The sequence below is a fragment of the Nocardia sp. GTS18 genome, from assembly GCF_013839555.1.
In the GTDB taxonomy this organism is placed as follows: domain Bacteria; phylum Actinomycetota; class Actinomycetes; order Mycobacteriales; family Mycobacteriaceae; genus Nocardia; species Nocardia rosealba.
The window spans coordinates 109,908-129,478 of sequence record NZ_JACBIU010000002.1; the positions used below are offsets into that span (position 1 = coordinate 109,908).

The 19,571-nt window shown below is 67.5% G+C and carries 21 protein-coding genes; 7 read left to right on the forward strand and 14 right to left on the reverse strand.

Translation table 11 applies throughout. The features are described 5' to 3' along the window. Positions 1-29: 29 nt before the first annotated feature. The gene (locus tag HYG95_RS03595; protein WP_181696588.1) at positions 30-1,436 is read left to right on the forward strand and encodes a class II fumarate hydratase; all 1,407 of its coding nucleotides are present in this window, start codon (positions 30-32) and stop codon (positions 1,434-1,436) included. A gap of 50 nt (positions 1,437-1,486) precedes the next feature. On the opposite strand, the gene HYG95_RS03600 is transcribed toward HYG95_RS03595, so the two are convergent. From HYG95_RS03600 to HYG95_RS03610, 3 genes are all read right to left on the reverse strand, one after another. Beyond that, entirely contained in the window at positions 1,487-2,341 is an 855-nt protein-coding gene (locus HYG95_RS03600) for an acyl-ACP desaturase (RefSeq protein WP_356986892.1), read from the reverse strand. Positions 2,342-2,414: 73 nt separating this feature from the next. Then, positions 2,415-3,038, reverse strand: coding sequence for an LGFP repeat-containing protein (locus tag HYG95_RS03605; RefSeq protein WP_181696589.1), 624 nt, complete (start codon positions 3,036-3,038; stop codon positions 2,415-2,417). Positions 3,039-3,222: 184 nt separating this feature from the next. After that, the gene (locus HYG95_RS03610) at positions 3,223-4,596 is read right to left on the reverse strand and encodes a PhoH family protein (protein WP_067485988.1); all 1,374 of its coding nucleotides are present in this window, start codon (positions 4,594-4,596) and stop codon (positions 3,223-3,225) included. Positions 4,597-4,885: 289 nt separating this feature from the next. Here HYG95_RS03610 and HYG95_RS03615 point away from each other — a divergent pair, with 289 nt between their 5' ends. Beyond that, positions 4,886-5,158 carry a hypothetical protein gene (locus HYG95_RS03615; RefSeq protein WP_181696590.1) on the forward strand — a complete coding sequence of 91 codons (273 nt, stop codon included), beginning with the start codon at positions 4,886-4,888 and terminating at the stop codon, positions 5,156-5,158. 1 nt (position 5,159) lies between these two features. On the opposite strand, the gene HYG95_RS03620 is transcribed toward HYG95_RS03615, so the two are convergent. Together HYG95_RS03620 and HYG95_RS03625 are read right to left on the reverse strand one after the other, a co-directional pair. Beyond that, positions 5,160-5,573, reverse strand: coding sequence for a limonene-1,2-epoxide hydrolase family protein (locus HYG95_RS03620; protein WP_181696591.1), 414 nt, complete (start codon positions 5,571-5,573; stop codon positions 5,160-5,162). 9 nt (positions 5,574-5,582) lie between these two features. After that, positions 5,583-6,305, reverse strand: a complete 723-nt coding sequence (locus tag HYG95_RS03625; RefSeq protein WP_181696592.1) for a TetR/AcrR family transcriptional regulator — start codon at positions 6,303-6,305, stop codon at positions 5,583-5,585. Positions 6,306-6,444: 139 nt separating this feature from the next. On the opposite strand from HYG95_RS03625, the gene HYG95_RS03630 reads away from it, so the two are divergent. Beyond that, positions 6,445-7,632, forward strand: coding sequence for an FAD-dependent monooxygenase (locus HYG95_RS03630; RefSeq protein WP_181696593.1), 1,188 nt, complete (start codon positions 6,445-6,447; stop codon positions 7,630-7,632). A gap of 34 nt (positions 7,633-7,666) precedes the next feature. After that, on the forward strand, positions 7,667-8,650 hold the full coding sequence (locus HYG95_RS03635; protein ID WP_181696594.1) for an LLM class F420-dependent oxidoreductase: 984 nt from the start codon (positions 7,667-7,669) through the stop codon (positions 8,648-8,650). A gap of 4 nt (positions 8,651-8,654) precedes the next feature. On the opposite strand, the gene HYG95_RS03640 is transcribed toward HYG95_RS03635, so the two are convergent. The 3 genes from HYG95_RS03640 to HYG95_RS03650 all read right to left on the reverse strand — a co-directional run bounded on the left by HYG95_RS03640 (position 8,655) and on the right by HYG95_RS03650 (position 10,879). Further along, on the reverse strand, positions 8,655-9,953 hold the full coding sequence (locus HYG95_RS03640) for a hypothetical protein (RefSeq protein WP_181696595.1): 1,299 nt from the start codon (positions 9,951-9,953) through the stop codon (positions 8,655-8,657). Next, complete coding sequence (locus HYG95_RS03645) at positions 9,950-10,165, reverse strand: hypothetical protein (RefSeq protein WP_067485666.1); 216 nt, start codon at positions 10,163-10,165, stop codon at positions 9,950-9,952. The genes HYG95_RS03640 and HYG95_RS03645 overlap by 4 nt, the downstream gene beginning before the upstream one ends. Positions 10,166-10,291: 126 nt before the next feature. Continuing rightward, entirely contained in the window at positions 10,292-10,879 is a 588-nt protein-coding gene (locus HYG95_RS03650; RefSeq protein WP_181696596.1) for a TetR/AcrR family transcriptional regulator, read from the reverse strand. A 69-nt stretch (positions 10,880-10,948) separates the two neighbouring features. Between HYG95_RS03650 and HYG95_RS03655 the strand changes: the two genes are divergently transcribed. Next, complete coding sequence (locus tag HYG95_RS03655) at positions 10,949-11,698, forward strand: MBL fold metallo-hydrolase (RefSeq protein ID WP_220139013.1); 750 nt, start codon at positions 10,949-10,951, stop codon at positions 11,696-11,698. Positions 11,699-11,770: 72 nt separating this feature from the next. Here HYG95_RS03655 and glyA read toward each other — a convergent pair whose 3' ends face one another. Then, a complete protein-coding gene (gene glyA / locus HYG95_RS03660) occupies positions 11,771-13,066 on the reverse strand; it encodes a serine hydroxymethyltransferase (protein ID WP_181696597.1) in 1,296 nt (431 codons plus the stop codon). Between the two features lie 253 nt (positions 13,067-13,319). After that, the gene (locus HYG95_RS03665; RefSeq protein ID WP_181696598.1) at positions 13,320-14,549 is read right to left on the reverse strand and encodes a DUF885 domain-containing protein; all 1,230 of its coding nucleotides are present in this window, start codon (positions 14,547-14,549) and stop codon (positions 13,320-13,322) included. 199 nt (positions 14,550-14,748) lie between these two features. Here HYG95_RS03665 and coaA point away from each other — a divergent pair, with 199 nt between their 5' ends. Further along, positions 14,749-15,681, forward strand: coding sequence for a type I pantothenate kinase (coaA, locus tag HYG95_RS03670; protein WP_181696599.1), 933 nt, complete (start codon positions 14,749-14,751; stop codon positions 15,679-15,681). On the opposite strand, the gene HYG95_RS03675 is transcribed toward coaA, so the two are convergent. From HYG95_RS03675 to HYG95_RS03690, 4 genes are all read right to left on the reverse strand, one after another. Then, positions 15,678-16,766: a hypothetical protein gene (locus HYG95_RS03675; RefSeq protein ID WP_181696600.1), complete on the reverse strand. Its 1,089-nt coding sequence runs from the start codon at positions 16,764-16,766 to the stop codon at positions 15,678-15,680. The genes coaA and HYG95_RS03675 overlap by 4 nt on opposite strands. Positions 16,767-16,844: 78 nt before the next feature. Beyond that, a complete protein-coding gene (locus HYG95_RS03680) occupies positions 16,845-17,411 on the reverse strand; it encodes a hypothetical protein (protein WP_067637819.1) in 567 nt (188 codons plus the stop codon). A 29-nt stretch (positions 17,412-17,440) separates the two neighbouring features. Next, positions 17,441-18,220, reverse strand: a complete 780-nt coding sequence (locus HYG95_RS03685; RefSeq protein WP_067485647.1) for an isoprenyl transferase — start codon at positions 18,218-18,220, stop codon at positions 17,441-17,443. A gap of 137 nt (positions 18,221-18,357) precedes the next feature. Continuing rightward, a complete protein-coding gene (locus tag HYG95_RS03690; RefSeq protein WP_181696601.1) occupies positions 18,358-19,002 on the reverse strand; it encodes a TetR/AcrR family transcriptional regulator in 645 nt (214 codons plus the stop codon). A gap of 101 nt (positions 19,003-19,103) precedes the next feature. On the opposite strand from HYG95_RS03690, the gene HYG95_RS03695 reads away from it, so the two are divergent. Further along, entirely contained in the window at positions 19,104-19,505 is a 402-nt protein-coding gene (locus tag HYG95_RS03695) for a Dabb family protein (RefSeq protein ID WP_181696602.1), read from the forward strand. The last annotated feature ends 66 nt before the right edge of the window (positions 19,506-19,571 follow it).

Sequence of the window (19,571 nt, forward strand, 5' to 3'; positions counted from 1 at the left end):
TCATCGGGATCTCGTCCTAGTGTCGAGGTATGGCTGACGACGACGCGCAGTACCGCATCGAGCACGACACCATGGGGGAGGTTCGCGTCCCCGTCGACGCCCTGTGGCGGGCGCAGACGCAGCGGGCGGTGGAGAACTTCCCGATCAGTGGGCGCGGGCTCGAGCGGGCACAGATTCGGGCGCTCGGGCTGCTGAAAGCCGCCTGCGCCCAGGTGAACAAGGATCTCGGGCTGCTCGATCCGGTGAAGGCCGAGGCGATCATCGCGGCGGCGAACGAGATCGCCGACGGCCGCCACGACGACCAGTTCCCGATCGATGTGTTCCAGACCGGTTCGGGCACCAGTTCGAACATGAACGCCAACGAGGTGATCGCGTCGATCGCGGCGCGTAACGGCGTCACCGTGCACCCCAACGACGACGTGAACATGTCGCAGTCGTCCAACGACACCTTCCCCACCGCCACTCATCTGGCCGCCACCGAGGCCGTGATCGCGGAACTCGTTCCCGCACTGGAACATCTGCGCCTGGCGCTGCTGGACAAGTCGCAGCAGTGGCACACGGTGGTGAAGTCGGGCCGCACCCACCTGATGGACGCGGTGCCGGTGACGCTCGGCCAGGAGTTCGGTGGGTACACCCGTCAGATCCAGGCGGGCATCGAGCGCATCATGGCCACGCTTCCGCGCCTGGGTGAGCTGCCCATCGGCGGCACCGCGGTCGGCACCGGCCTCAACGCGCCCGCCGGATTCGGGGCGAAGGTCGTCGCGGAACTGGTGCGCGCCACCGAGATCGACGCCCTGCGCGAGGCGCGCGATCACTTCGAGGCCCAGGCCGCCCGCGACGGACTCGTCGAGGCGTCGGGCGCTTTGCGCACCATCGCGGTGAGCCTCACCAAGATCGCCAACGACATTCGCTGGATGGGTTCGGGGCCGCTCACCGGCCTCGGCGAACTCCAGCTCCCCGACCTGCAGCCGGGCAGTTCGATCATGCCGGGCAAGGTGAATCCCGTGCTGCCCGAAGCGGTTACGCAGGTGGCGGTGCAGGTGGTCGGCAACGACGCGGCGATCGCCTTCGGTGGTGCGAGCGGTGCGTTCGAGCTCAATGTCTACATTCCGGTGATGGCGCGCAACCTGCTCGAGTCGATTCGCTTGCTGGCCAACGTTTCCCGCCTGTTCGCCGACAAGTGTGTGGCCGGACTGGTCGCCAACGAGGAGCATCTGCGCACGCTCGCCGAATCGTCGCCGTCGATCGTCACGCCGCTGAACTCGGCCATCGGCTACGAGGAAGCGGCCGCGGTCGCCAAACAGGCGCTGCGGGAGAAGAAGACGATCCGCCAGACCGTCATCGACCGTGGCCTCACCCCGGACAAGCTCAGCGTCGAGGAACTCGACCAGAAGCTCGACGTGCTGGCCATGACCAACGTCGACCGGAAGTCCTGAGACAGCACGACGGCCGCCACCTGGGCAGGTGGCGGCCGTCGTATGACAGATCAGGCCAGGTGCGCGAGTTCCGCGCGGGCCTTTTCGCCTTCTTCGCCGAGGTCGGTGCGGGTGAAGATGTTCCAGCGCTGCAGCAGCGGCTTGAACACCAGCTCACCTTCCTTGGCGGGGTCGTAGATGCCCGCTTCGGCCAGCGCCTCGTCACTGGAACCACCGCCGGGCAGGTCGACGTGGGGCACCCGGAAGGCCGCCACCTGGTCGGCGATCGCGCGCACACCCTGATCGGGGACCAGGTCCAGCGCGGCGGAGACGAGCTCGGCGAAGAACTCGGCCTGCAACTCGTCGTCGACGGCCAGCTTCTCGGCCATCGCGGTGACGATCGGGTTCTCGCCGAGGGCGGCGGTGTTGCGGTGCCGGATGGCGGCCGCGGCCTCTTCGAAGGCGCAGGTGGCGAGCACGTCGATGAGGTGCAGCGGCGGCCGGTTGAAGCCGGCGGTCATGTGCGCCATCCGCGCCCGCTCCAGCGCGACGGGGTCGACCGCGCGGGTGAGCATCAGGTAGTTGCGGAGCATGATCTCGTGGCGGTTCTCCTCCGCCGTCCAGCGGCCGACCCAGCGCCACCACGGCCCGGTGCGCAGGTACTTACCCAGCTCCCGGTGGTAGGAGGGCAGGTTGTCGGCGACGAGCACGCTCACCGTGAGCGCCAGCTTGGCGGTCTCACTGAGATCGGACTGGTCCGGCGCCCAATCGGTGCCGCCGAGGAAGGCGAAATTGCGCCCGTCCGACCACGGCACGAGGTCGTGCGGTTGCCAACCCTCGGCCGCGTCGATGTGCCGGTTCAGGTTCGTTTCCACCACATCGGCGAGCGCGTCCAGCAGTTCGCGGTCGGTCAAAGTTTTCTGCACGCAGCCAACCTAGTACTTCACCGTCGGGCGCGGGGACCCAAGGGGTGAACCCGGTCCCCGCGCCGCGGCGCGATTACTTCGGGGTGACGGTGGTCTGGCCGCCGACCCAGGTGATGGTTCCGCCGGTGAAGTCGCTCTGCTTGCCGCCGGGGATGTCCTTCTCGTCGCTGGTCGGGTAGCCGAGGGTGCCGTTGGCGCCGCCGTTCTCCTCCCAGGCCTCACGGATCTCGCCCCACACGATGTGGGCGCCGGTCTCGGGGCTCCAGTAGACGGTTCCGCCCTCGAAGTCCTGGTACTGGCCGCCGTTGGGGCCCGATTCCTGCGCTTCTTCCGGTGCGCCGAGCGGGCTGGCGGCGGCGCCCGCCGCGACGTACTTCTTGTAGACCTCGCCGGAGACGGTGATGTCGCCGTTGGGGCCGGAGATGGTGGTCGACTCACCCGCGGCGGTCGCGGTGGAGGTGGCGCTTCCGGTGCCCTCCCCGGCTTCGGTGGTGGCCGTCGCCGAGCCGTCGGTGTGATCGGCGTGGTCGGTGGTCGTCTCCGAACCCGCCCCGCCGGGCAGGGTGGTGATCACGCTGGAGACGGCCGAATCTACCTTGTCCTTGTCGTCGTCGCCGCAACCCGCGGCGAGCAGCAGTCCGGTCGCGGCGACCAAGGCGGCGCCTCCGGCGGCGGTACGTCGAGCGAAGTGGTTCATATCCATCCTCTCGCGAGTGGCCCCCCGGGGGCACCGCCCCGGACATGGAGCCTGGCCGACATCCGCAACGGCCCGGCAGAACAATGTTCGCCGAGCCGTTGCTGGAAAGGTGTCGCCGCGGATAATACCCACAGTTCGCCGATATCAAACGGATTCGGGCCGGTGACGCGGCCCGATTGCCCGATTACGCGTTGGGACCGTACTCCTCGAGCATTTCGGTGACGAGCGCCGCGATCGGCGACCGCTCACTGCGGGTCAGGGTGATGTGCGCGAAAAGCGGGTGTCCCTTGAGCTTTTCGATCACCGCGGCCACACCGTCGTGCCTGCCGACGCGCAGATTGTCACGCTGGGCCACATCGTGGGTGAGCACCACCCGCGATCCGGTCCCGAGCCGGCTCAACACGGTGAGCAGCACATTGCGTTCCAGCGACTGCGCCTCGTCGACGATCACGAACGAATCGTGCAGCGACCGGCCACGGATGTGGGTCAGTGGCAGCACCTCGAGCATGTCGCGGCTGAGCACCTCGTCCATCACCTCGCGGCTGGCCAGCCCGTCGAGCGTGTCGAAAACCGCCTGGGCCCAGGGGCCCATCTTCTCGCTCTCCGAACCGGGCAGGTAGCCGAGTTCCTGCCCACCCACCGCGTACAGCGGACGGAACACCACCACCTTGCGCTGGGTGCGCCGCTCGAGCACCGCCTCGAGCCCGGCGGTCAGCGCGAGCGCCGACTTACCCGTGCCCGCACGGCCACCCATCGACACGATGCCGATGCTCTCGTCGAGCAACAGGTCCAGTGCGATGCGCTGTTCGGCCGAGCGACCGTGCAACCCGAAGGCCTCGCGTTCGCGTACCAACTGCACCCGCTTGTCGGCGGTGACCCGTCCGAGCGCGCTGGAGCTGCTGCCGAGCAACCGGATTCCGGTGTGGCAGGGCAGTTCCCGCGCCTCGTCGAGGTCGATCACCGACTCGCTGTAGAGCTGGTCGATCTGGGAGCCCGCGACATCGAGTTCCACCATGCCGCTCCAGCCGGAGGTGACCACGTCCTGGGCGTGGTATTCGTCGGCCGCCAATCCGACCGCGCTGGCCTTCACCCGCAGCGGGATGTCCTTGGAGACCAGCACCACGTCCTCGCCCTCGGCGGAGAAGTTCAGCGCGCAGGCCAGGATGCGGGAATCGTTGGTCTCGGAGCGGAATCCGGCGGGCAGGACCGAGGCATCGGTGTGATTGAGCTCCACCTGCAGGGTGCCGCCGTCGGTGCCGATGGGCAGCGGCTGATCGAGCCTGCCGTGCTGCATGCGCAGGTCGTCGAGCATGCGCAGCGCTTCCCTGGCGAACCAGCCGAGCTCGTGGTGGTGCCGTTTGGCCTCCAGCTCGCTGATCACGACCAGCGGCAGGACCACCCGATGTTCCCCGAAGCGGGTCACAGCCCAGGGGTCGGACAGCAGGACAGAGGTGTCTACGACGAATGTCTTCAGACCGGAACGCGCGGGGCGAGCCCCTTTCTTCGAGGCCGAGGCCGTGTGCATCGCGTGAGCGGAAACGGAGCGTGCAGCAGTCACGGTGGGCTCCTTATGTGTTCGCACGGCACCCGCGCGAACGATCTCGCTGGACCGGTCCGTCCTTGTAGGTGGTTTGTCAACCACCACGAGGGCCGGGTGCCGGCCCCCTCGTACTGAGTAGCTCAGTCACGGTCAGGACCTCCCGTACGAATCACACCGACGCGATCCGCATCTTCGACGCTACCGCCGAACCCGCTACGGCGCTGCCGGTCCGGCCCACGTGTCCGTGAATTCGAGGTTAACCAGCATGGTCGCCGCCGTTCGGCGCGTCGAGCGCTACAGTCGTTGCATGGCCGATGACCAGGATCTGGAGAAGCTGTCGTCGAAGGAACTACACGATCGCGCGGTGAAAACGGCCGTGCGGCGCGGCGATGTGAAGTTCCTGTGGGACCTGCTCAAGGCGATTCCCGCGGCCCAGGCCGAGGCGGGCGATCTGGGCGAGAGCGAGGCCGACATCAAGTACGTACTGCCGATGCTCGACGACTACATCCACGCGGGCGACGGCAAGATCGCCGAAGTCCTCCGCCCCACCTACCTGAACTATCTACGCAAACACCAGTAGGTCAGCGGCGGGTGAGCGCCTTGGCCACCCCGACGACCGTGCCGCGCAGCACATTGCCCTTGCTGAAGTGGTCGTCCCACAACACGATCCGGCCCGCGCGGATCTCGAAGGTGCCGGTGACCCAGAACCCGATGCGCACCGGCCCGAACCGCAGATAGTCGGTGCGGTCGGTGAGCACGATGTCGCCGTCGGCGGCGATGTGGTGCATCTCGGCCCAGAAGCCGAGCGCCGGACGGTCCAGTCCGCGCAACACCATGGCGACCCGGTCCTTGCCCCGGATCGTCGGCAGCGAGGTGTTCTTCCAGACGATCTCCGGATCGAGGAGTTCCAGCGCCTCGTCGACCGCATCGATCTCGAGCGCGGCGAAGAATTCGCGCACCACGGTGACGGCGGGTTCGGGGAGTTCCTCGGTCATGGTGTGAGCCTAGGACTTCGGCGGCTCGTGGACCAGAGCGGCGCGACGATCGATCAGGGCGGCGATGCCGTCGAGGATGCGGTCGATGCCGAAATCGAGGGCGTTGTCGCGGCCGTCGGCGGCCGCTTCCTCGGCGAAGGCGGCGCGGACCCGGGGGTAGCGCTCGGCGGCAGCGGTCATCATCTGGGTGAACTGGTCGGTGAAGTGATCCGCCTGCTCGCCTGCCGGGACCTGCTGGGCAAGGCCGCGGGCGTGGCTGTTGAGCAGGACGATGGTGTCGAGCTGCTCCGGGCCGCTGAGCCCGGTGTGCGCCAGTGCGGTCAGCGCCGATTCGGTCCAGGCCATTTCGTTCGGACCGAAGGGGCGAATGCCACGGGCGAGGTCGATGGTCCAGGGGTGGGCGCGGTAGCTGTCATGGATGGCCTTGGTCCAGTTCGTCAGGGCGGCTCGCCAATCCTGCTGCACAGCTGGGTTTTCCGGGGGTTCGCCGATGGCCACATCGAGCATGAGCGCTGTCAGTTGCTCCTTGCCGGGGACGTACCGGTAGAGCGACATCTTGGTGAAGCCGAGACGTTCGGCCAGGCGCTGCATCGATAGCGCGGCGAGCCCTTCGGCGTCGGCCAGCGCGATCGCTTCGCCGACGATCCGGTCGAGGGTGAGTGCGGGTTTAGGCCCCCGGGTCGGGCGCTGAGCGGTGCCCCACAGCAGCTCGACGGTGGTCGGTGACGGCATCGGCCCTCCTTTCGCGCTCAGGATACCGGCCATTTGCGTCCGCCGGAAACAGATCTTGACGCAGAAACAGTGTCCGTCGTACTCTATTCCGTGTCCACCAGAAACAGATTACGGCGGACACTGATTCCGAGGAGCCTCCATGCCGAACCAGACCGTCCTCATCTCCGGGGCGAGCATCGCCGGGCCCGCCCTCGCCTACTGGCTGCGGCGGTACGGCTTCGATGTCACCGTCGTGGAGCGCGCCGCCGCGTTGCGACCCGGCGGGCAGGCCGTCGACTTCAAGGACGGTGTCCATCTCGAGGTGCTGAAGCGGATGGGCATCCTCGACGCGGTGCGTGCGCGCCGCACCGGCACCACCGACATGGTCTTCGTCGACGCGAACGATCGTGAATTGGCCGTGATGTCAGGCGATTTCACCGGCGGCGCCATGGAGATCCTACGCGGCGACCTGGCCGCTGTCCTGTACGAACAGACCAGGGACACCGTGGAATACGTCTTCGGCGATACCGTCACCGCGCTACGCGACACCGGGTCCGGCGTGCACGTCGCGTTCGAGAACGCCGCGGCCCGCACATTCGATCTCGTCGTTGGCGCGGACGGAATCCATTCGCGGGTACGGCATTTGGCGTTCGGCCCGGAATCCGACTTCGTCACCCACCTCGGTTACTACTACTGCGTGGCAGGGGCGAGCCGCTGGGCCGACAAGTCGGTGCCGCGCGAGCGCGCCACGGGGTACGCACACAACGTGCCCGGGAAGCTGGCCGTCGACGGCGGTGCCAAAGCGCAGCAGATGTACATGTTCGCCTCCCCCGAACTCGACTACTCGCGCACCGACACGTCGGCCCAACGTCGTATCGTCCGGTCGGTTTTCGCCGAGGTGGGCTGGCACGTCCCACGCATGCTCACCGAACTCGACGACCTGGACGAGGTCTACCTCGACTCGATCAGCCAGGTTCGGATGAACGGCACCTACACCCGTGGCCGCGTCGCCCTGCTCGGCGATGCCGCCTACGGCAACACCTTGGCCGGCTTCGGCACCGGCCTCGCGCTCGTCGGCGCCTACGTACTCGCGGGCGAGTTGGCTTCCAGCGCAGGTGATTACGATGCCGCCTATCGCGCCTACAACCGCATCATGAAGCGGTACGCCAAAATCGCGGGGAATTCCAACACCGGCCCGTTCCTCGCCCCCAAAACCGCTGCCGGCATCAAGGCCCGCAACTGGTTCCTCGGCTCCCGCTTGTTCGGCCTGATGCTGAAATACGGTGACAAGGCAGCCAACGACGTCGACCTCGTCGACTACCCCCAAACGGCCCGGAACAGGGCTTGACCTGGAGTGCACTCCAAGCCATAGGCTCGGGCGCATGAGCATTCGTCTCGGTTACCAGATGCCCAATTTCAGTAACACCGCCTCGATCCGCGAGCTGTTCCCGACGGTCGTCGCGCAGGCGAGGGAAGCGGAAGCGGCCGGCTTCGACGCCGCCTTCGTGATGGACCACTTCTATCAGCTGCCGTTGATCGGCCCGCCCGACGCGCCGATGCTCGAGGCGTACTCCGCGCTCTCGGCACTGGCCACGGCGACCGACCGAATCCAATTGTCCGCCTTGGTAACCGGCAACACCTACCGCAACCCCGCGTTGCTCGCCAAGACGGTGACCACCCTCGACGTGGTCAGCGGTGGCCGCGCGGTGCTCGGCATCGGGGCGGGCTGGTTCGAGCTCGAACACCAGCAGTACGGCTTCGAATTCGGCACGTTCACCGAACGTTTCGAACGCCTCGAGGAGGCGTTGCAGATCATCACGCCCATGCTGCGCGGACAGCGACCCACCTTCGACGGCAAGTGGTACCGCACCGAGAACGCGATCAACGAGCCACGCCTGCGCGACGACCTGCCGATCCTGCTCGGTGGCGGCGGTGAGAAGAAGACCTTCGCCATGGCCGCGCGCTTCGGCGACCACCTCAACATCATCTGCAACGCCTCGGAGCTGCCACGCAAGGTGGCCGCGTTGCGACAGCGATGCGCGGAGGTCGATCGCGACCCCGCCACTCTCGACACCAGTTTCCTCGCGTTCGTCATCGCCGACGAGGACAGCGACCGGGCCCGCAAGATCCAGGCCGACATGATGTCGCAGGTCGGGATCGACGTGGCATCGATGAGCGAGGCGGAGCGCCGCGAGAGCGTCGTCGACCGCCAGTTCGTCGGCACACCGGACGATGTCGCCGAGCAGATCAAGGACCGGGTGCTCGACCAGGGCATCGACGGCGTCATCGTGAACATGGTCGCCAACGGCCATGAGCCGGGCATGGTCGAGGCGGTGGGTCGCGCCCTGCTTCCGCTGGTGAAGTGAGCCGTCACCAGGCGGCGAACTCGCCTTCGCCGCGCTGCCGGATCTGCTGACGACGACGGAAGAAGACCTCTTCGGCGCTCGACTCGGTCAAGGCGTTCGTGATGGTGCCGAGGCGGGTGTCGTAGCGGTTGGTGCGGATGTGGCGGTCGATGCCCGCCTGCCATTCCGGTGGCAGGCGCGACCAGATTCCGGCCACCCGCGCCTGGGCTGCGGGCTCGGACTCGGCCAGCAGTTGCAACAGGGCGGGCCAGTAGGTGGCGTCGGTGGCGTGGGCGGGCAGCGCCGCGATGGAGGCGGGGCTGAGCTCGGCCAGCGTGGCGGCGATCCGGCGGCGGGCCGGTTCGCTGAGCCGGGCCGACAGCGCGAACAGTCCACGCCACGGGTCGGCTTCGGTCCGGCCGTCGAGTGCGCGCACCAATCGGGTCAGCACGCCGGGGTCGGCCAGTTGTGGATTGGTCGACAATGCCCACAGCGCAACGGGATTGAGGCGCCCGATCAGGGTGAGCAATGCGATCGAGGCGCTGCGGTCGACCGCGGTCAGCAGGAATCGACCGATCTCGTGCGCGGCGCCGCGCCCGAAGAAGATGTCGCCCAGCTTGGCCGCGACCTCGGGCTCGACCTTGCAGAACAGCGCGAGCATCGCATGGTGCAGCGGGGGTGGGCCGGCCAGCACCGTCTGGAGCATGCCGGGCACCCGGCCGCGTGGCCCGGCGAGCAGTTGCCGCACGATCCGGCTGAGCGTGTGCGCGGGATAGGCGTAGGCGGCGGTGTAGACCAGGCCCGCGTCGTCGAGGACGGTCTCCTCCAGCGCCGCGATCAACGGCTCGTTCACCACGGACAGGAACCGGGCGGCGGTCACATAGTCACGGCGGCGCAGCAATTCGTTGATGATGAGGGTGATCGGCTCCGGCCTGCCGTACCGCATCAACTGCTCGAAGACGTTCGGATCCAGATACGGCGCACCGTCGGCCGCGTAGACGGCGTCGACCATGCACAGTGCCTGCGCGCATTTCTCCGGATAGTGGATGCCGACCGCACCGAGAAACCTGGCCGCGAGCACCGGCGGCACCACCCGCTCGAACAGCGCCACCCCGAGACCGACCGGGAAAATCGGCACCACCGGGGTGACCCGGCGGAAGGTGTCCGCGTGCTCGGCGTGCAACGCGTACAGCATCTGCTGCTGGATCGCCGACAGGTGCGCCGCGCCGAGCCGTGTGAGTGGCGCCAGATGCTGCGGCGAAACCCCCAAAGTGCGTGCCAGCACCACCAACTGGGTCTGCGCCTCGAGCTCGGTCTCGATCATCGCTCACCGAAGATGATCCGCCGCGAAGCCCCACGCAACGGCGCGGGCATCGCCGACAACGCGGCATCGATAGCCCGATGCAACGCCCGATGCTCGTTCTCCCGAGCCCCCCGGAACAGCCGCAACAACTCCCCGGCCTCGGCCTCCGTGAGCAACTCGAAGGCAGGCACCACCCCACCAACCTCGCGCGCCAACTCAGCTCGACAGTCCATACAACTCGACGATGCCCCATCCCCACCCCGATGTGTACCGTTCGGAACTTTTTCTGTGAGTGGTGACAACAGAACCGACAACCGGTTGTCCGATCAACCTTCACGAAATCTGCTCGACGGCGCGGATCAGGTCCTGGTCGGGAGGTGGGCAGCGAGGAGTGCGTCGAGCAGGGAATTCAGAGGTGGCCAGGGGAAGCTCGGGCGGTCCAGGCGCAGCGTGACCAGGCCGTGTAGGGCGGCCCAGAGGCAGGTCGCGGTAAGCATCGGGTCGTCAGCGCCTGCTGCGGCGGTCGCCTCGGCGAGCACCTGGAACGCGGCGCGGCCGTGGTAGTTGCTGCTGTCGGGTTCCCAGCCCGGCGCGCAGGCCGAACTGAACAACACGCGATAGCGGCCCGGGTGGTCGAAGCCGTAGGCACAGTACGCGCGAAGAACGGCGGCCAGCCGTGCGGACGAGTCGGAGTTCTCCGGAACAGACAGTGCCGCCGTGAGTTCGGCGAACCACAGCACCCAGATGGCGTCGAGCAGATCCGCCCTGTCCGCGAACTGCAAGTACACGCTCTGCGGTGCGACACCGGCTTCCCGGGCGACAGCGCGCAGTGAGAGAGCCTCCTGGCCGCTGTCCTCGAGCAGCCGAGCGGCCGCGTCGACGAGTTCTTCGCGTAGCCGCGCACCTTCGCCGCGACGATTCCGATCCCGAGCCGCTTTCCCTGTCACCTTGACAAGATAACAGGACGGGTGTCCACTGACAATTGTCAGTAGACACCCGTCTTGTTAGGAATTCCCTTGTCTGTCAGTGTTTCTCGGATAGTCCATGCCAGCGTCCTGCTCGACTTCGGCGGCGCGCGGATCCTTACCGACCCCTGGTTGTCGGAGCGTCCGTTCTACTACCAGGGCGAGCAGCGCAGCATCGCCACGGCGACCGATCTCCCGGAACTCGCCGGTGTCGTGATCAGCCACGCGCATTACGACCATTGCGATCTCGACGCCTTGCGGACCTATCCCGACAAGAACGTTCCCTTCGCTGTGGTGCGGGGTCTCGCGAAAAATGTTCGCGCGGCGGGATTTCGCAATGTCACCGAACTCGACCCTTGGCAGAGCACGCATCTCGGACCGGTGGAGGTCACGGCAACGCCCGCCGAGCACGGCGTACCGGAAGTAACCTTCGTCCTACGGGCGGACGGCAAAACGGTCTTCTTCGGCGCCGATACCTTGCGGATCGACGCACTCGACGAAATCGCCTCACGCTTCGGCGAATTGGATCTTGCCCTGCTGCCGATCAACGGCCTGCGGATCCGCCCTGCCTTCAACCGTCAGGTGGTGATGGATGCCGCCGAGGCCGCCGACCTGGCCCGCGTGCTACGGCCACGGCTGGCGGTGCCTATCCACTATTCCTTCACCAGCGGTCCGATCGGCAGCCGCCTCATCACCAAGGTGGCCACGCGGGATCCGGAGGTCTTCCGCGATGCGGCGCGCGATATCGCCCCCGACACCACTGTGGAAATCCTCGATCCGGGCATCACGCTGGCGTTGTGAAACCTGAGGTAGCGAAAGACGAACGCCCTCGCAGACCGGGGGTCTGCGAGGGCGTTTCGGCTGGTCGGAGGATCAGCCGAGGAGGCGCCAGTCTTCCAGGCCCTGGTAGAGGGGGACGCTCTGGGCGAGCTTCGAGACGCGACCACGCAGGGTCTCGGTGTCGGAGGTGCCGGCGAGGGCGGCGGCGATGATGTCGGCTACCTCGGTGAACTCGGTGTCGCCGAAGCCGCGGGTGGCCAGGGCGGCGGTGCCGATGCGCAGGCCGGAGGTGACCATCGGGGGGCGCGGGTCGAAGGGGACCGCGTTGCGGTTGACGGTGATGCCGACCTCGTGCAGGAGGTCCTCGGCCTGCTGGCCGTCGAGTTCGGAGTTGCGCAGGTCGACCAGGACCAGGTGCACGTCGGTGCCGCCGGTGAGGACCGAGATGCCCTTGCCCTTGACATCGGCGCCGGTCAGGCGCTCGGCCAGGATGCGCGAACCCGACAGGGTGCGCACCTGACGGTCCTTGAACTCCTCGGTGGCGGCGATCTTGAACGCGGCGGCCTTGGCGGCGATCACGTGCATGAGCGGGCCGCCCTGCTGACCGGGGAACACCGCCGAGTTCAGCTTCTTGGCGAATTCCTGCTTGGCCAGGATCAGACCGGAGCGGGGGCCGCCCAGGGTCTTGTGCACGGTGGAGGACACCACGTCGGCGTACGGCACCGGCGAGGGGTGCAGACCGGCGGCGACCAGGCCGGCGAAGTGGGCCATGTCGACCCACAGGTAGGCGCCGACCTCGTCGGCGATCTCGCGGAACTTCGCGAAGTCCTGGTGACGCGGGTAGGCCGACCAGCCGGCGACGATCACCTTCGGCTTGGCGGCCTTGGCGATGTCGCGGACCTCGTCCATGTCGATGCGGTGGTCTTCCTTCGACACACCGTAGGAGTGGACGTCGTAGAGCTTGCCCGAGAAGTTCAGGCGCATGCCGTGGGTGAGGTGACCGCCGTGCGCGAGGTCCAGGCCGAGCAGGGTCTCGCCCGGGTTCATCAGCGCCATCAGCACCGCGGCATTGGCCTGAGCGCCGGAATGCGGCTGCACATTGGCGAACTCGGCGCCGAAGAGTTCCTTGGCGCGGTCGCGAGCCAGGGTCTCCACCACGTCGACGGCCTCGCAGCCACCGTAGTAGCGGCGGCCCGGGTAGCCCTCGGCGTACTTGTTGGTGAGCACGGAACCCTGCGCCTGCAGGACCGCGCGCGGCACGAAGTTCTCCGAGGCGATCATCTCGAGGGTGTCGCGTTCGCGGGCGAGCTCGCCCGCCATCGCGGCGGCCAACTCGGGATCGAGCTCACCGAGAGACTGGGTATTCACCGAAGCGGTCGTCTGCGTCACGACCCTCAGTCTATGGGCCGGGTATGGGGGTCCCGGCACGGGGATAGCGCAACGGCGCCGCGCCCGCCACCCGGGAGACGCGGCTCACACCCTCCTGACCAGGTTCGATAGCCGTCGAACAGGCTTTTCGCCCGTAACGCGCGCCGCGCGGGTGACCGATGACACAGGTATGAACACGCTGCCCGTCACCCCCGCCGTCGCTCCGTCGAACCCGATCGAGGCGCTACTTCTGCACCTGGGCTACCTCATCTGCTCACTGATGAATCCCGGCGGTTGCGCCGTCATCCAGTAGGCGCCGGATCGCCCCCGGTGTGAGTGGTTCGTCCAGCAAACGCCCGAACCGTTCGACGCGGTCCTGGGCGTCGACCGCGCCGTCGAGCCAGCCGCCCAGCAGGCGGTAGCCCTCCACATAGGTGCTGATGTAGGCGCGCCACAGCGGCGAGGACAGGAACCGCAGCGACTGACGGGCCCGCTCCGGCGTCGCCAGACTCCAGCGCTGCAGGAACTGCGCCACCTCGTCGTGACTGCGGTGCTTGTCGTGCAGCAGCAGCGCCGCGTCCTGGCGCACGCTGAGCAGTTTCGCCGACGCGGCCGAGAACCGTTCGGCCCGTTCGCCGTCGAAACGCAGCCCCAGGTCGGCGTAGATCTCCTGCGCCCACACACCCCAGCCGGGCCCGACGATCGACTGCAGGGCGAGGTCGGCCAAGCCCTCGGCCATCAGGCACTGCGGTGTGTTGACCAGGAACAGCGTCTGCTCGTCCTCGCCCGCCGCGACCAGCCCGGCCTCCTTGCGGCAGTGCTCGGTGTGATGCCCGGGGTAGGACTCGTGGGCGATGAGGGCGGGCAGATGCGCCATGTGTTGTTTGAGGTCGGAGTTGATGGCCACCGTCGAGCGGTAGTTGCCGAGGTAGTAGTTGAAACCGGACCACGGTTTGTCGCCGACAACCTCGTAGGTGACGTGTTCGTGGTCGGGCAGCGGGTACCGCGCGCGGACCCGTTCGCGCAGGGCGCTGGAGAACGCTTCCACGCATTCGGGCAGCCGTTCGGGCGGGATCTCGTCACCGCGCCGGTGGGCGGCGACCCGTTCGGCCAGCGGTCCGTCGCCGCCGAGCACCTCGTCCATCAACCGGTGCGCCTCGCGGTAGTCGTCGGGGTCGCCCGGGGTGATGTCGACGTCGAAGTACGCGCGGACCTCGTCGACGAAACCGATCTCCTCACCCGCGAACTTGCGCGCCGAACATTCCATCGCCACCAGGTGGGCGTCGAGGAACTCGGTGCGCTGGGGCGAGAGCCCGGCATCTGGCAGGGCGGCGCGCAGGTCGATCGCGCGCCGGACCAGGTCGGCGGGTGCGGGCGCGGCGGCGTTGTCGATCTCACGGCGCAGCGCCGGATCGCCGGTATAGGCGTCGACGAAGCCGGATTCGAGCCGATCGAAAGCCAGTCCGAGCCGCAGGTATTCGGTGACGAACGGATGAGACCCCATGCGCCCGACCTTACGTGGTGAATTGGAAAAGCGGGCCCTACCTCGTGGTTGTTACTAGTTACCGACGGGTAGCCAAACCCCCCGTTGCGCACGGACGACCGACACGGAGCACAATCGCCGCATGCGGTCAGAGTTATCCCGGATCTCACCGAACGGGCAGCCCAGCTGTGCGTGTTTGCCCGAACGGAGCGTCGGGTAAGTGGCACGGATGAGCGAGCCGAGCCCGTACGTGGAGTTCGACCGGAAGCAGTGGCGCACCCTGCGCAAGTCGACTCCCCTGGTCTTGACCGAGGAGGAATTGACCGGACTACGCGGCCTCGGCGAGCAGATCGACCTCGAGGAAGTCGCCGAGGTGTACCTGCCGCTCGCCCGCCTGATCCACCTGCAGGTCGCCGCACGTCAGCGGCTGTTCGCCGCCACCGCGACCTTCCTCGGCGAGAAGCACCCGGACAAGCAGGTGCCGTTCGTGATCGGGGTCGCTGGAAGTGTGGCGGTCGGTAAGTCGACCACCGCGCGCGTGCTGCAGGCGCTGCTGTCGCGCTGGGATCACCACCCGCGCGTCGACCTGGTGACCACCGACGGATTCCTCTATCCCACCGCCGAACTCACCCGTCGCGGCATCATGCACCGAAAGGGTTTCCCGGAGAGCTATGACCGGCGCAAACTGCTGCGCTTCGTCACCGAGGTGAAATCGGGCGCCGAAGAGGTGTGCGCACCGGTGTACTCGCACATCTCCTACGACATCGTGCCCGACGAGAAACACTGTGTGCGCCAGCCCGACATCCTCATCGTCGAGGGCCTCAACGTGCTGCAGACAGGTCCGCGCCTGATGGTGTCGGACCTGTTCGACTTCTCCATCTACGTCGACGCGCGCATCGAGGACATCGAGAACTGGTACGTGCAGCGCTTTCTCGCGTTGCGCAAGACCGGCTTCGCCGACCCCAACGCCCACTTCCACCACTACGCGGGCTTGGGCGACGAACAGGCCACCGCGGCCGCGCGCGACATCTGGAACTCCACCAACCGGCCCAACCTCGTCGACAACATTCTGCCGACCCGCCCGCGCGCGACCCTGGTGCTGCGCAAGGACTCCGACCACACCATCAACCGGCTGCGCCTGCGCAAGCTCTAGATCGGCGACCCCAGCGACACCACTTCGGTCGCCAGTTCCGAACGCGCACCGCCCTTTTCGACGACGAGCACGCCGTGGGGGGTGTCCCGCGCCGCGAGCGGCTCACCGCCGACCACCTGGATGACGGTCTGCTCGGAGCGGGCGAGCATATCGATCACCGGTTGCTCGGCGACCGGCGCCCAGCCCTGGGCGGCCGAACGCAATCGGTCGACCGTGCTGGTCGCCCCGGCCACATCGGCCCACTTGCGCACCGCGACGCTGATGACGTTGTCGCCGCCCCAGCGCGGGTTGTAGACCGTCGAGCACTCGCCGGGGACCGAGGGCAGGTCCGAGACGGCGTTGCTTCGCACGTCGATGGTCGCGACGAAACCGATGCCGCAGGAGGAACTGCGCGCGGTGGCGCCCGCGAGCACGAACGTGTGCCCGTCGGGCCCGGCGGCGGCCGAGAGCTCGGAGTCGATGCCGGGCACCCGGCCCAGCGGCAGGATGGCATCCGAACCGATCGCGTAGAGGTGGTTCTTCTCCCACCACAGCCCGCGCGACTCCGACCGTGCCAGCAGCACGTACTCGTCGGTGGCCGCGACCAGGCGGGCGCCGTCCCAGTTGCCACCCGAGAGCGGGCTCGGCGAATCCGGGAGCACGATGTCGCGTTCGGGTTCGGCGGGGGTGGTGCCCGCCAGGTCCTGACTCATGATCTGGCCGGGCTCACGCCACCAGCCGACCACCGCGTCACGCAGGGCGACCGCGTCGGTGCAGTCGCATTCGGTGCGCGTCACGGAACCGTTGTCCACGCTCAGCGCGACGAGCGTCTTGGACGCCGTCTCCACCGCGAACGCGAACGCACCGTCGCGGGTGAAATTCACCGGCGCCGCCGAATAGCCGAAATTGCCCGACGCACGCAGTGTTTCGGCGCCGCGAACGACAACCAGCTCACCTTCGGTTCGATACGCGAACACCCCGGAACGGTCCGGCTGCTGGTTCGGGGTGATGACCGGTGCGGGCGTGCCCTCGACCCCGCACCCGGCTACCAGACCGACCGCACCGAGCGCCGCGATCCACGCACCTGCAGCACGCGCAACTCCCACCGCTGTCCCCTACCTGTGTCGACGGGTCCGTTCCGGGCAGCAGCCTAGCCCGCACACCACCGGAACCGGGGCGACTCGTCACAACTTCCAGGCCGCGTCCAACCTGGTCGCCACATCGATGTTGCGCACCGCGGCGATCTCGGGCTTGCGGATCTCCTCGGACATGTACCGGGCCACGAACCGGCGGATCTCGTGATCGACACTGGCGAGCACCCGCAGCAGTTGCCCGCGCTTGGTGGAACTGGCCACGTTCACCCGCACATCACCCGGACGGGGCTCGGCGATGTCGATGACCACCCGCAGCGGGTCGGCCGTGCGTGCCGTCAGATGCAGGTGCACGGTGCCGTCCACCCGGAACCGCGACCTGTCGACCGCGAGATCGACCACCAGATCCACATGCAACGGGATCGTCAGTTCGAAGGAGATGAAGGCGTCGACGAAACGCAGAATGCGCGGCTGACCGAGCTCGACCTGCGCGGTGACCTTCGCCAACCGGCCCGGCCCCACCCCGATCGGGCCGAAATCGAAAGCGGCACCGGTGAGCTCACCGAACGCGTCCGCGATGCGCTGCTCGGACACGGCGTACTCGAGAAAACGCCTGCCGAACTCCTCATAGCTGATGTAAGACGCCTCATCAGGTTCCACGAACGCGACAGTACGCGAGAACTACGACATCACACCCCGAAGCGACGGTGCCGCGCCGCGTAATCCCGCAGCGCGCGAAGAAAATCGACCCGCCGGAACTCCGGCCAGTACGCCTCGGTGAACCAGATCTCCGAATACGCGCTCTGCCACAACAGGAAACCCGAAAGCCGCTGCTCCCCAGAGGTTCTGATCACCAGATCAGGATCCGGCTGGCCCGAGGTGTACAGATGCTGACCGATCGCGTCGACCGTGATCGACTGCACCAGATCCTCACCCGACTCCCCCGCCGCGATCTCCTGACGCACCAGCGAGCGCACCGCGTCGGTGATCTCCTGCCGACCCCCGTACCCCACAGCCACATTCACGTGCACACCGTCGCGCCCGCTCGTGCGCTCGGCCGCCACCCGCAGCCGCTTGGCGATCAACTCGGGGAAACCGGCGAGCGAACCGACGATCCGCACACTCCAGTTCTGCTCCGGCGCCGACAACTCCTCGACCACATCGGTGATCACCTCGAACAGCGTCTCGAGCTCCTCGGGATCACGGCGCAGATTCTCCGTCGACAGCAGGTAGACGGTCACCATCTCGATGCCCTCGGCGGCACACCAGCCGACCAGCTCGGCGATCTTCAGCGCACCGACCCGATGACCGTGGCTGACATCGGTGAACCCGTTCTCACGCGCCCAGCGTCGATTCCCGTCGCACATCACCGCCACGTGGCGGGGGTGCTGCTTGTCGGCCAGCTGCTTGGACAGCCTGGCTTCATAGACGCGGTACGGCAACCCTCGCACCCGACCGAAAAACTCCACGCCCGCACCCTACGCCTGGGCCGCCTCCCCGTGACTTTTGCCGGTCGTGGGTACGGGGTGAGGGGCGTGCCGGGCCGGCGGTTGTGGAGGCGCTCGGGTTTTGGGATGGCTGGGGAGTTACCCATGTTCTTGCGAGATCACGGGGTGGCTTTCTCGTGATCCGGGGTGAGGTAGGCGCGGAGGAAGGTGTCGGTCGCGGCTTCGGCTACGGCGCGTAGTTCGGTGGCCGGGATCTTGCGGGCGCCCAGGTGTGAGCGTGCCTCGAGGGGGCCGGTGAGCAGGGCCAGGTACTGCTCGGCGGCTGTGTCCGGGTCGCAGGCACGCAATCGACCTGCCAGCGCCAGCCGGGCCAGTCGGTCGGCCAGTGCTTCGCGCAGCCGGACCGAGGTGCGTTGCTGCACCTGCAGGGCCAGGTCGGCGAAGTCCTCGGCTTGGGCGTAGGCCAGTCGGTGCAGGGATCGGCCGCGCTCACCGGCGCATACCTGCAGCAACCGGTACGCCGAGTCGAGGAACGCTGGCCGCGGATCGTCACCGATGTCGCGCAGGGTGTCCACGGCCGCAAGGGTTTCCGCGCTCACCACCTCGGCCGCCGTCAACAAGGCTTCCCGGAACAAGGTGCCCTTGTCGGTGAGGTGGTTGTACACGGTCGGTTTCGCGACACCGGCCTCGTCGGCGATCTCCTGTACGCAGGTCTGCGCGTATCCGCGCCGCGCGAAGACCGCGAACGCGGCCGCCAGAATCTGCTGTCGCTTGTCGATACGACCCCGCGCCGGTGCTGCCACTCGGCAAGCCTACCGCCACCGGTTGGCTCGCCGGTTCAGTCTTGCGGCCTTACTAGTTAGTACTCTAAATTGAACCCGCCAGTTCAATTCGAGGAGATTTCATGCTTGTCCACGTGCTCAGATTCCGGTTCCGCGGCGAGACCACCGAGGAGCAACGCGCCGAAGTGCTCGCCACCATGCGCCGCACCGCTGCCATCGATTCGGTGAGCTTCGCGACCGTCGGCCAGAACCTCGGCAATTCCTCCGAAGGCCTCACCCATGGCTATTGCGTCGGCATCGAGGACCTCGACGCCTTGGAGCGCTACATGCACGATCCGATCCACCTGGCCGGCGATCCGCTCATCGCGCCGCACTTCGCCGAACTCGTCATCGGCCCCGACCTGTCCGACGACATGAACCCCGAACTCGGCGCCGAGATCATGGCCATGCACGAGCGCAAGGCCGCCATGTACCCGGAGTGGGCCGCACTGATGGCCACCATTCCCGAGGTCCGTTTCGCCTGACCGCATCCCTTCGAGGACTGCAGGCCGACAGCCTCTCCGGCGGGGCCGTGGGTGGATTCCGTTTGT